At 71.7% G+C, this 11,173-nt stretch carries 10 protein-coding genes and 1 pseudogene; 3 read left to right on the top strand and 8 right to left on the bottom strand.

The window, feature by feature from the left end:
• The first annotated feature begins 16 nt into the window (after positions 1–16).
• Positions 17–1,012: a helix-turn-helix transcriptional regulator gene (locus NRK68_RS01415; protein WP_257854515.1), complete on the top strand. Its 996-nt coding sequence runs from the start codon at positions 17–19 to the stop codon at positions 1,010–1,012.
• Between the two features lie 263 nt (positions 1,013–1,275).
• Here the strand turns inward: NRK68_RS01415 and NRK68_RS01410 are convergent, their stop codons facing one another.
• The 3 genes and pseudogenes from NRK68_RS01410 to NRK68_RS36890 form a co-directional block, all read right to left on the bottom strand.
• Entirely contained in the window at positions 1,276–2,109 is an 834-nt protein-coding gene (locus tag NRK68_RS01410) for a hypothetical protein (protein WP_257854513.1), read from the bottom strand.
• Positions 2,110–2,433: 324 nt separating this feature from the next.
• A complete protein-coding gene (locus tag NRK68_RS01405) occupies positions 2,434–3,192 on the bottom strand; it encodes a helix-turn-helix domain-containing protein (protein WP_257854512.1) in 759 nt (252 codons plus the stop codon).
• A 52-nt stretch (positions 3,193–3,244) separates the two neighbouring features.
• Positions 3,245–3,625: pseudogene (locus NRK68_RS36890) on the bottom strand (IS110 family transposase); the annotation flags it as partial.
• Positions 3,626–3,893: 268 nt separating this feature from the next.
• Between NRK68_RS36890 and NRK68_RS01400 the strand changes: the two are divergent.
• Positions 3,894–6,371: a hypothetical protein gene (locus NRK68_RS01400; RefSeq protein ID WP_257854510.1), complete on the top strand. Its 2,478-nt coding sequence runs from the start codon at positions 3,894–3,896 to the stop codon at positions 6,369–6,371.
• 253 nt (positions 6,372–6,624) lie between these two features.
• Here NRK68_RS01400 and NRK68_RS01395 read toward each other — a convergent pair whose 3' ends face one another.
• From NRK68_RS01395 to NRK68_RS01385, 3 genes are all read right to left on the bottom strand, one after another.
• On the bottom strand, positions 6,625–7,056 hold the full coding sequence (locus tag NRK68_RS01395; RefSeq protein ID WP_183066093.1) for a VOC family protein: 432 nt from the start codon (positions 7,054–7,056) through the stop codon (positions 6,625–6,627).
• A gap of 264 nt (positions 7,057–7,320) precedes the next feature.
• Positions 7,321–7,962 (bottom strand): ScbR family autoregulator-binding transcription factor, encoded by a 642-nt coding sequence (locus NRK68_RS01390; protein ID WP_257854508.1) that lies wholly within the window; start codon positions 7,960–7,962, stop codon positions 7,321–7,323.
• 237 nt (positions 7,963–8,199) lie between these two features.
• Positions 8,200–9,108, bottom strand: a complete 909-nt coding sequence (locus tag NRK68_RS01385) for a serine hydrolase domain-containing protein (RefSeq protein WP_257854507.1) — start codon at positions 9,106–9,108, stop codon at positions 8,200–8,202.
• A 96-nt stretch (positions 9,109–9,204) separates the two neighbouring features.
• Here NRK68_RS01385 and NRK68_RS36695 point away from each other — a divergent pair, with 96 nt between their 5' ends.
• Entirely contained in the window at positions 9,205–9,336 is a 132-nt protein-coding gene (locus NRK68_RS36695; RefSeq protein ID WP_308296009.1) for a suppressor of fused domain protein, read from the top strand.
• Between the two features lie 18 nt (positions 9,337–9,354).
• Here NRK68_RS36695 and NRK68_RS01375 read toward each other — a convergent pair whose 3' ends face one another.
• Positions 9,355–10,011, bottom strand: a complete 657-nt coding sequence (locus NRK68_RS01375) for a response regulator (RefSeq protein ID WP_183066095.1) — start codon at positions 10,009–10,011, stop codon at positions 9,355–9,357.
• Positions 10,008–10,967 carry a HAMP domain-containing sensor histidine kinase gene (locus NRK68_RS01370; protein ID WP_183066096.1) on the bottom strand — a complete coding sequence of 320 codons (960 nt, stop codon included), beginning with the start codon at positions 10,965–10,967 and terminating at the stop codon, positions 10,008–10,010. The genes NRK68_RS01375 and NRK68_RS01370 overlap by 4 nt, the downstream gene beginning before the upstream one ends.
• Positions 10,968–11,173 lie beyond the last annotated feature (206 nt).

The following is an 11,173-nucleotide window of genomic DNA, read 5'->3' as shown; positions in this document are numbered from 1 at the left end:
GGTCAAAATCCCCGGCATGATCGAAACCGACCCGCACGACCGGACTCCCGCCCGTACGCAGGAAGACAGCAGGCCGACGATCCACACGGCCCCCGGCCCGGCCGCCACCCCGGCCCCCGGCCCGGCCGTCGACCCGTCCGTGGATCCGGCTGCCGTGCTGCGCGTTCTCATCCAGCGCCGACAGGACCTCCTGCACCGGGAATCCGCCGAACTGAGGTCCCTGCGCACCTACGCCGACCGGCTGGCCCACGAGTTACCGCCGCCGCCCGTCCTACCCCCCGGGCCCCCGGCCGGCGTAGAGGTCCTCACCGGCGCCGAAGCCGTCGAAGCCCGCCTGGACACCATGCTCGACTCCGCCGAAACGGAAGTTCTCGTCCTCGACCGTGGCGCGCTGACGACGTCCCGGTCCGGGGGAGTGGTCGAGTCCGGCGAGGCGGGTGACGAAGCGGGCGCCGACCGGATACGCCGTCTGCTGGCCCGCGGCGTCGCCGTACGGACCGTCACCGACCGGCGCGGTACCGACTTCCCCGAACGGGCCCGAGATCTGATCGCCCTCACCCGACTCGGCCTCCAGGCCCGGATCGGGCAGCGCCTGCCCACCGGCCTGGTCCTCGTGGACCGGCGCACCTGCCTGCTGCCCCCACCGCCCTCGGACGGCGGAGGAGCCGAAGGAGCGGCCCTGGTCTTCGGCGGCTCCCTGCTGCACCGCGCCGCACTACCACTGTTCGAGTCCCTGTGGGCACGCGGCACCCCCGTCGGCAGCCCCGTCAGCCCCCTCAGCGCGGAGCAGCGGGAACTTCTCGGCCTGCTCGCTTCCGGCCTGAAAGACGAAAGCATCGCCCGCCGGCTCGGCGTACACGTGCACACCGCCCGCCGCCGCATCACCCGCATGCTGGAGGAACTCGACGCCGACACCCGCTTCCAGGCCGGAGTCCAGGCCGCCATCCGTGGCTGGCTGCAACCCCACCCCGCCGAACCCCAGGGCGGACCCAGACCGGCAGGGGCGAACTGACGGATGGCCAGGACCGGCGCCCGGCGACCGGCGACGGGCGACCGGAAACCGGACCGGCCGCTGACGACCCGGGCACCAGAGCCGGAGGACGGCTCACCGGCGTGCGACGCCGTTGTCTCCCCCTCTCTCACCGGTGCCCTCACCTTCGTGGGCGCGGTGGTGGGGGAGGGGCGGGTGCGCAGCCGGCAGGGGAGGGCAGGTCATCGCGGGGGCCTGCTGTCCCTGTGCTCCATGTGCTTCCCCACCCCGCACAGTCACGTTTCTCACGGGGAGGGCGGTTGCGTGTAGGAGTTCAAAGGTGGGACAGGCCTCAGCTCGCCGCCTTCTGCCGGACCCATGTACAGCGGATGCGCCGACGGCCGCGGGTATCCCAGTTGCTCGGCGTCGAACGTACCTCCCCAGACCTCGGCGACGGCACGGGGATCGCGCGCGGTCAGCCACGCTTCAAGATGCTCGGCCTGCCCCGGTGGGCCGTCTGCGGAGATCGGGAGGGTCATCCCGAACTGGATCCAGGGCCGGTCCGTGTCGGCCCGGTCACGAGGGTGCCTCAGAACGAGGTGGATTCGATCGGGCTCCGCGCGGGAGGCCCAGACGGCTTCCAGCTCGCAATCCCACCTGCCCAGCCAGTCCCCGCGTTCCCTCAGCCCCTCCTCGAGCAACTGCGCGACCTCTCCTGCCGGCCACTGCCAACTGCGCTCCTCGCAGGCCCGCGCCACCTCGGCCTCGTACTGGGCCGCGCCGAACCGAAGCTCCGGCAGGTCCAGGTTCTGATGGGACGGGTCGCGCCAGCCTGCCCAGACCACCTGCTCCCCGTCACGCGTGACTGCCACGTACAGAGCGCCACAGCACTCCTCCACGCCGCACCCCGACAGGGCGAGACGAACCTCGTGGGGCGTCGTAGTGGCATGCAACGGACTGGCGCGGCCCAACAGGTGACGAGGGCCTGCGCCCACATACCGGCGGCCGCCGTGCCCGCCACGGGACGACAGGTCGGCCAGCAGATCCCGGCCATTGACGATCGTGCGTACTTCCAGGCCGCCCTTGTCGGGCGGCGGGCAGACGATGCTCAGGCCAAGAAGGTCCGTTTCCGGGATCATCGGCCCATGATCGCGGGGGCGGCCGCAGTTGTCGCGTGAAATTCGCGCAGCCTCGGCACGGTCCTCGGATGGCTGGTCAAGTGCGCCCGGATCTCCGGTGTATGGCTGCCCGTCGACAGATCAGCAGCATCGCTGCTCCCTTTCGTTTCACCGCGGGTGCCCGCGGCAGGGGCCGAAGCCGTCATGACGCACCGCGCTTTCCCTGAAGGGCGAGGTCCCCGGGGAAGTCCTGGCCGGCAGGTGCCGTCCGGGCGGAGCCTCGTAGGTCCTCACCGAGGCTCCTATTGGCAGTCAAGGGCTGCCGAGAACCTGAGAGTGGCCCGGTCAGGTTTGGTAGGGGTGCAGGGCGACGCTCTCCGATCCGACGCTGATCTGCACCCAGGAACCGTCCAAGCCGCTGGGGATGGGTGATGCCAGATCGAAGAGCACGGGCCAGTGGCCCATCTGGAGGTAGGCGGCGCCGTCGTCGGTCAGGTGGAGGCGGCCACTCATGATCACCCGGTCACCTTCCTGCCGGAGTTCCGGCTCGGCGGCAGCGGCTGGCCGGGTGTTCTGGCCCCAGTGGATGTCCTCGTCGACGGCCCATTCGATCAGGTGCCGGCCATCGGCTTCTCGCGGATCACCGCGCCAGAGCACCACGGCAGTTCCGATGGGGGTGTGAACCCGAACTGTCATGTGCTGCTGCGGGGTGCGCGGCAGGCTCTCCGTGCGAACGAACATCGCCTCATCATCCATGACCTCAGGTCTCGGGATCGAGGAGTTGTTGGGTCGCCGGGGCCAAGCGGCAGTGAGCCAGTCCCTGTAGGAGTTGGCGAGGTCGTCGTCGCGGCGTGTGCCACGTTCGATGCAGGAGATCACCGCCGGCCAGACGCCGAAGTGCTCGGCGACGCTGGTGAGGGTGATGTTCTTGGCCTGACGTGCGGGCCGGAGATCGGAGACGTCCGGGACGGTGACTGGCGTGGGGAGGTAGCGGAAGATCTCCCGAGCGATCGCCCGCTTGAGCAGGCGGATGATCTCCTTCTTCGTGCGTCCGGCGGCGGTCTGCCGGGCGACGTACTCGCGGCTGCGGGCGTCGCTGGACATGCGGACGAGCGCGATGCGGCAGAGGTGCGCGTATGCCGCTGACGGTGCTGTCCCTGAGGATGGCCGATGCCCGTCCGGACAGCGCGGCCCGGGCGGCTGCGTAGGCGTCGACGGGATCGGACTTGCCGAGCCGGCGCCGCTGGGCCGTGTCGGGCTGGTTGACCTCGATCACGGTGAGGCCCGCGCCGCGGGCCGCGCGTGTGAAGCCGAGGCCGTAGGAGGAAGTCCCCTCGACCTCGACAGCGGTCACGGTGCCGTGGGCGTTCAGGAACGCGATCGCCGCAGCGTATCCGGCTGCCGTGGTCGGGAACTCGGCGTCAGCGACATAGCCGCCCCGGTCGGTGATGACAGCAACGTGGATCGTGTCCGCATGGGAATCCACTCCGCCGAACACCGCATCCAGTTCCACGGCGGGCGTGATCGTCACTGTCATCCTGTCAGCTGCCTTCCCGGGCCGGAGGTGACGCCGGACGGGTGGGTCAGACAGGACATTGAGGGGGCCGCTGGCCAAGCTCCTATCAGGTCATGTTCCACCTGGCCGGAGCCATGGAGAACGGCCCCGGCAGGCGGACAGAACAGTCGCAGGGTCCAGCAGGACGTCAGTCAGACCCTGAGCCACGACCACCGGAACCCGCTACGAGTATCACTGTCAGACCCTCCCTATAACGTCGGTTTTCTGACACGACGTGAGGAGTCAACGGGTGGGGATCAACGAGTCGGCCGCGGTGGCAGCCGCGTACCGCCTGGCGGACCGGTCGACGGCCGTGGGCCTGGCCCGGAGCCTGCGTGCCGAGACGCGCGAGCTCCTGGTCTGCGGTTGCCGTCGGCCGCGGCGGCTGGTGGAGGCGGTGATCGCCTCCGGCGACCGCGAGTTGCAGGTGGCGCTGGCGCGCAATGCCGGCCTCTGCACGCCCCGGCAGCGCCTGCGACTGGCACGGCTGGGCGTCCCCGATGTCGGCCGCGCCCTGTACGCGGCCGAGCGCTGGTCCCGTACCGGCTGCCGCGACGAGATACGGGCCGCCGTACTGGCCGCGGCCGATCCGGCGGACCCGGCCTGGCGGGCGCCGGGCGGACTGGTCGCCATGCTCCTCGGCGAGACCCACCCCACGGAACTCGCCGCGGCGATCCGCGCCCCGTTCCCCGACCTGGCGCTGCACGCCCTGCGCCACTGCGGCCGTGACCTGCCGCTTCCGATCCTGCTTTGGGCGGCTCGGACGCTCCACGCGCACGGCGGCCCGGAGCGGCTGACGGCGCTCGCCGAGCTCGTCGACGAGGAGGGCGGGCTCGGTCACCCCGGACTCGCCGCCCTCCTGCGCCGCGCCGTCGACGCTGAGTCCGGGGCCGGTGGCGGTTCCGTGGCTTCGCTCCTTGCCGGGGATCCCTCGCCCACGGACTGGCTTCTCCACGCCGTCCGCCTGCACGGGGGAGGGGAGATGACCGCCGATGTGCCGCCGGACTGGGAACGCGTTCGCTCCGAGCACACCAGGCACCCCTTCACCGCCGGCGACCTCACGCACCTGAACCGGTGGCCCGGCTGTCCGCCGGACCTGGCCGTCGAGGGCCTGCGGAGGGATCCCCGTACGGCGCTCGTCCAGGGGACGGGTCCGCTGCCGCTGTCCGCGCTGACCGGGCCCGCGGCCGAGCCCGCGCGGTCGTACGTACCTCGTGCCCTGGAGCGCGGCCTGCGTGAGGGCTGGCTGTCGGCGGAACGGTTGTTCACCGAGGTGGCCCCTGCCGGCGATGTCATCGGCTGTCTGCCGCAGGGCGACGAGCTCGTGGGCAAGGCGGTGCGGGAGCTCACGGCTCCACTGGGGGACGCCCCGGCCGCCTGGCTCGCCCTCTACCGGCGGATCAACCGGTTCGAGGGGACGGCCACGGAGCTCGTCGCAGCGGCCCGTGCGGACGCCACCGGGCGCCGCGGCCCCGCCCCGTCATGGCCGCGGGCCACCGGCCCGGCCTTCCCCTGCCGGGAGCCCGAGGGGGCGCGTGCCCTCTTCCAGCGGCTGTTCGCGTATGCGGAGGAGGATGTCCAGGAGGCCCTGGTGCCCCACCTCGACCTCCGGGCGGTTCAGCACCTGCTCGTCTTCGGCACGCCCTCCCCGCGCCTGCGCGAGCGGATCACCGCCGTCCACGGCAGGGCCGCACAGGTGGCCCACGCCTCCCGCTGGGACCTGCCCGGCGAGATCGTCGAGGAACTCCTGGACCTCGACGACCCCGAGGTGAACGAGAAGCTCTACCTCTACGGGGCGATAGCCCGGGAGGAGCGCGAGCGGATCCTCGCCGGCCGGGGCCGGGACGGCGGCTCCGTGCCGGTCACGGACGGGCTCCTCGGCGCACTCGGCTGGATCGACCTGCGACACCACCGCACCTGGGTGAGCGCCGGCCTGCTCTCCGGCGACCCCCGCGTGCTCAGGGTGGTACTGGGCCGGATCAGGACCCACACGGAAGCCGGCCGTCTGCGCGTGCTGATCCGGCTCTGGGAGCGGCACGGCCCGGAAGCGGTCGGCTCGCTGATGGCGGAGGGGGAGTTCCCCGGCCGCACGGGCGGAGCCCGCCACCCGCTGCCCGCCGCCACCCACAAGAGCGTGGCAAAGGCCCTGGCCGCGCCCGACGGGCTCGCCCTCCTCCGCGACCGGCTGGCCGCCGAGGAGGACCCCGTACGCGTGGTCGCACTGCTGCGCCGCACCGCCGCCGGCCCCGTCGCCGAGCGGGTACGCCACCTCGCGGAGGAGGGCACCGCCCTGCCCTGGCCGCAACTCCTGGAGGCACACGCTGCCGATCCACTGCCCGTGCAGCTGCTGCGGGCCCTCGCCCAACAGCCCGACTGCCCGAGGCCGCTGCTGCTGGCGGCGCTCGGCGCCGGGCCGGTACGCCGCCTCGACGACGCGCCGTGGCTGGTAGCGGCGATCGAGGCGGGCCGCCTCACCCCGGACGACATCTTCCGGCACTGCGGACCGGCCGCCGAGGCCGTGTCCCTCCTCGCCGGGGTCCACAGTCACTGGCCCACCGCGGAGGCCGCCTCATGGGGCCCGCTGCTGCGCGAGGCCCGCGCCCTCACCCGGTCCCACCTCGGCACGTCCCAGGAGGCCTGGACCCGAGCAGCCCGTCTCCTCCCGGCCTTCCCCGGCACTCTCCCCGCCCTGCTCACCGCGGCAGCCGCCGACTCGACCCCCGACTGAGACGCGGGTGGTCGGTCGGCGGGGCCTGAGGACGGTCGGGGCCTGAGGACGGCCGGGGCGCGTGCAGCAGGGGCCGGGGAGCGGGGCGGGCGTACGGAGTATGCGCGACGCGGCCCGTGCCGCCGGCCCTTGCCCCGTACGTGCCAGTGCCTCCAGGGCCTCGACCGTTCGGCGAACTCGGAAATGACCGGTGTCGTGCCCGGCCCGCCGCAGCGCATCGATCTCCTTCTGGCTCATCGGCCCCTTGTCGACGTCAGCGCTCGCTCAGGTCGGAGGGGGCCTCCTGGACCACCCAGCTGTTGCCGTCCGGGTCGTTGAAGGACAGGAAGGAGTTCCAGGTGCCGCCCTTGCCGTCCTCCCAGCCCGTCTCGCCGACGTGGCGGACGGGGGAGACGGCCACCCCGCGCCCGGTCAGGGTCGCGTGGGCGGCGTCGATGTCGGTGACGCAGATCTGCAGTCCGTGCAGGGTGCCCGGTGCCATCACCTTCGTGTCGGGCGGTGTGGGCATGCCCTGGAGCAGGGCGATGGAGCACCGGGAGCCGGGCGGTGTCAGCTGGATGACGCGCACCCCGGGGGCGACCTCGTCGTCGAGGTCGACGGTGAATCCGATCTTCTCGGCGTAGAACTCCTTCGCACGGTCCATGTCGGTGACGGGGACGGGGACGACTTCGATGGTCCAGTTCACGGGGTGTCTCCTCGGGGACGTCGACGGGTTCGGTGGTGCCTGCGGCGGTCCACGGTTGCCGATGGCGGTCCGGTCGCGCACGCCGAAACGCCCGTAGGGGCCTGACAGGATTGTCCCGTGAACCCCTGTTCGAGAGGGTGGGCAAGGCGGTCTCGCTCACGCCGTGGCGAGCACCCCCGTGGTTCGCCACGGCGTGTGCGAGGCCGCCCTGGTGCGGTGCGGTGCTGACCAGTACAGGGCTGTGCTGTGCTGTGCGCGGTGCGGTCAGTCGGTGGGGGAGCCGTACGACTGCGGTGTGCCCATGGGGCGGAACCGGTCCATCCGGTCCGCGGGGACGATGCTGGGGAGGAGGAAACTCCACAGGTCCGCGACGCGGGTGTGGAGATCCTGACGGCGCGTGCGGACGTGCGAAGTGACCTGGATTCCCGTGAACGCTCCGACGAGGAGCGCCGAGAGGGCGCTGACGTCCAGCGCCGGGTGGAGATCGCCGGCCTGCTGAGCCGGGATCAGGCAGGCACGGCAGGTGTCGATCCATGCGTCGTAGGGGGTCGGGTCGGGGTGGGTGAAGGAGCCGAACTCGATGACCAGGCGGATGCCGGCGCGAATACGGACATTGGTACACAGCCCGTGTGCCATCTGGTGCGTCAGGTCGATGACCGTCTGCAGCCCCGGGTTCTCGACCGCCGGAAGGTGGTCCGAGACCTGGAACTGCTCCTCCATCAGCGTGCGGGCGAGCGCCTGCTTGGACGGGAAGTGGAAGTAGAGGGCTCCCTTGGTGACTCCGGCGTGCCTGACGACGTCACTGAGGCTGGTGCCCTCGAACCCGCAGTCGTCGAACGCGATGGCGGCACCGTTGAGGATGGACTGACGGGTGATCTCGGCCCGTTCCTGTCTGGCCCTCGCCACGTGGTCGTGTCCTTCCCCGGTCGCTGCTGGTGCGGTGCGGTGTCCTCTGCGGTGTGTCGTCAATGTAATCGGGTGACCTGAAAGAAAACCAGTCGACAGGTACTTTCTTATGAGAATGGGGAAGCGTTCGTGCTGTTGTGGTGCTCTTGGGGCCGCTGTCGCATGGCGGGCTGCTGCGCTGTGAGGTACGACGGCGTGCGCGGCGAGGTGAGTTGAGGGGGCGGCAGGCCGGGCCCGTCAGTTGCCGAAGGCGGCCATGGCCAGGCGCAGGGAGACCGGCGGGGCGCCGTCCGCGGGAAGGGCGGAAGTTCCCGTCGAGTAGACCGCGCGCCGGGTGAGGTCACGAGAGGCGAAGACGCCGCTGCGGTAGCCCGGATCGGAGCCCGTCTTGCCCCACAGGACCGTGCCGTCGGGCAGCGGCACGGACATGAGGCCGACGCTGTAGCAGGCGGTGCCCTTGCCGGGGCCGGTGTTGCAGTTGGAGTCGTTGGCGTACGGCAGCGGCTTGCCGTCGGCACCCGTCGGCACGGTGAACAGTTCCGCGGCCTGTGCGGGGCGCAGCAGGCGGCCGTCGAACAGGCCGGAGACGAAGCGGTCCAGGTCGCGGGTGGTGGACGTCATGCTGCTGGGCAGCCCGCCCTGTACGTTGACGTCGACGGGAGTGCCGTCGCCCTGGGGCAGGTAGCCGGGCAGGTACGGCCGGGGTACTGGCTTGCTGCGGCCCGGCATGACGGGTTTGGTCTCCCACATCCGCAGCGGCTTCAGGATGCGGGTGGTCACCTCGTCCTGGTAGGAATTCCCGGTGATCTCCTCGATGAGCTTGCCCGCGACGCGATAGCCGAAGGAGTTGTACTCCTGGCGTGTGCCGGGGGTGAACCGCGGACCGGGAGCCGGCCTGCCCTCGGGGCGCAGCGTCTGCCGGATCACGTCGTCGAAGGTGATGTAGGCGTGGCGGCGCTCGATCTCGTCGTCCAGGGAGGTACCGGGGGCGCCCTCCAGGTCGTGGGGGAGGCCACTGCTGTGGTTGAGCAACTGCCGTACGGTGACGGGCTCCTTGAACCGTTCCTCGGGCAGCAGTCCGGGCAGGTAGTGCTGGACGCTCCGGTCCAGGTCGACCCGCCCCCCCCGAGCCCGCCCTGCCCCCACGTCAGGGGCCCTCCCGGAGGCCGGAGGCCCAGAGGCCAGGACGACCCACGGCCCGGAAGCAGGCCACTGCGGCGGCCACCGGGGGGCCACGCCCGGGTGCTCTGGACCCTGCCGGTGACGAGCGCCGAGATCGAGTTCCGCCGGAGCCACGGGCACGAGGCGCTGGAGCGGCTGTTCGACGAAGCGGGGATCGTGCCCACGGATCCGTACCGGGCCTCCGTCGTATGAGCCCCGCGGCAGGGCCGGTCAGGGTTCGATCAGCCCGACGCGTATGGCGTAGCGGGTCAGTTCCAGCCGGTCGCGCAGGCCGAGCTTCTGCAGCAGGTTGGCGCGGTGGCGTTCCACCGTCTTGGCGCTGATCACGAGGAGGTCGCCGATCTCCTTCGAGGTGTGCCCCTCGGCGACCAGCTTGAGGATCTCCTCCTCGCGTTCGGTGATGGGCCGCGCCGGGAGGTTCTCACCGGTGCGGGCGCGGTCGAGATAGGTACGGATCAGGGTGGTCTCGGCGCCGGGGTAGATGAACGGCTCGTCGCGCAACGCCGCACGGCACGCCTCGACGAGATCGCGGTCGGCGACGGACTTCGGGACGTAGCCGCTGGCGCCGGCCCTGAGGGCCTCGAAGAAGTACTGCTCGTTGTCGTACATGGTCAGCATCAGGATCCGCAGCCCCGGCCGCAGCCGGGACAGCTCGCGGGCGGCCTGCAGCCCCGTCTGGCGGGGCATCGCGATGTCCAGGATGGCCAGGTCCAGGCCGGGGTCCTCGCGGGCACGCAGTACGGCGTCCGCACCGTCGTCGGCCTCGGCGACGACGGCCAGGTCCGGCTCCGCGTCGAGGATGAGCCGTACGCCGCTACGGACGAGGGCGTGGTCGTCGGCGAGCAGGATGCGAGCCGGTGCGGTCATGAGCTGGATCCCCCGTGTCGGAGTGCAGTGACGTTCAGGCGCACATCGGTGCCGCCGCTCGGCCCGGCCCCGACGAAGAGCTCGGCACCGATCAGCAGGACGCGTTCGCGCATCCCCCGGATCCCCGCTCCCTCCGGCGCGCCGCCGAGCCCGCGACCGTTGTCGCGCACCAGCAGCGCCGTGCCGCCGCCCGGCACCGGCCGCAGGTGGACCTCCACACGGGTGGCGCCCGAGTGGCGGGCGGCGTTGGTCAGCCCCTCCTGCGCGACGCGGTACAGCACGAGCTCCGTGGCCGCGTCCAGGGCCGGCAGCCCCGGAGTGATGACGGCACTGACGCTCAGCCGGGGCGTGGTGAACTCGGCGGCCAGTGAGCGCAGGGCACTGTGCAGACCCAGTTCCTCCAGGACTCCCGGGCGCAGCCGGCGCGCGATGCGCCGGATCTCGTCCAGGCTGGCCCGGGTGGTCTCCTGCGCCTGGTGGAGATCGGCGCGCACCGGCTCGGGGATCCGGTCGGCGGCGTGTTTGATCTGGAGGAGCACCGCCGTCAGGGTCTGCCCGACCTCGTCGTGGAGTTCCTGCGCGATGCGCTGGCGTTCGTCCTCGAGCGCGGACAGGACCCGTCCGGTGCTGATGGCCCGTTCCGCTTCGAGCCGGTCCAGCATCGTGTTGAACGTCCCGGTCAGCTCGGCGATCTCCCCTTGTCCGGTGACCTGCGGCCTGGCGCCCGGCTTGAGGAGGTCGACCGTCGCCATCGCCCGGCTCAGCCGTCCGAGCGGGGCCAGCCCGATCCGCAGCAGCACCGCGTTCGCGATGAGCATCGCGACGAGCCCGGCGACCAGCACGATCGCCTCGCCGAACAGCACCGGGGTCGACACGGTGACCGGACCGAACAGCAGCAGGACTGCGACGACGAGCACGGCGGCGTTCAGCAGGAAGATCCGCCAGTACAACGACATGGCCACGCCCCTTTCCGGCCTGCTGCCTCCCATCCCCGTCCCATCCCGTCCATGGTCCCCGACCCGGGCTGCCTCTGCATGCCCTGACCTGCGGTGGAACCCACTTCCCCAGCTCGATCCTCGCCAGCGGGCCGGGCCGCTGTCCATCCGTGCCGACACCCATATTCCGGCCATGCGAAACATGGCAGCATGAACCCGGCCGCGCG

The sequence above is a fragment of the Streptomyces yangpuensis genome (assembly GCF_024666385.1).
GTDB classification, from domain to species: Bacteria; Actinomycetota; Actinomycetes; order Streptomycetales; family Streptomycetaceae; genus Streptomyces; species Streptomyces yangpuensis.
This window is presented reverse-complemented; position numbering and strand designations above follow the sequence as displayed.

Bases quoted from the DNA above. Each gene is read 5' to 3' on its own strand.
- NRK68_RS01410 (WP_257854513.1), bottom strand. From the start codon at position 2,109: ATGATCCCGGAAACGGACCTTCTTGGCCTGAGCATCGTCTGCCCGCCG.
- NRK68_RS01370 (WP_183066096.1), bottom strand. From the start codon at position 10,967: ATGTCGTTGTACTGGCGGATCTTCCTGCTGAACGCCGCCGTGCTCGTC.
- NRK68_RS01415 (WP_257854515.1), top strand. From the start codon at position 17: ATGATCGAAACCGACCCGCACGACCGGACTCCCGCCCGTACGCAGGAA.
- NRK68_RS01375 (WP_183066095.1), bottom strand. From the start codon at position 10,011: ATGACCGCACCGGCTCGCATCCTGCTCGCCGACGACCACGCCCTCGTC.
- NRK68_RS01405 (WP_257854512.1), bottom strand. From the start codon at position 3,192: ATGTCCAGCGACGCCCGCAGCCGCGAGTACGTCGCCCGGCAGACCGCC.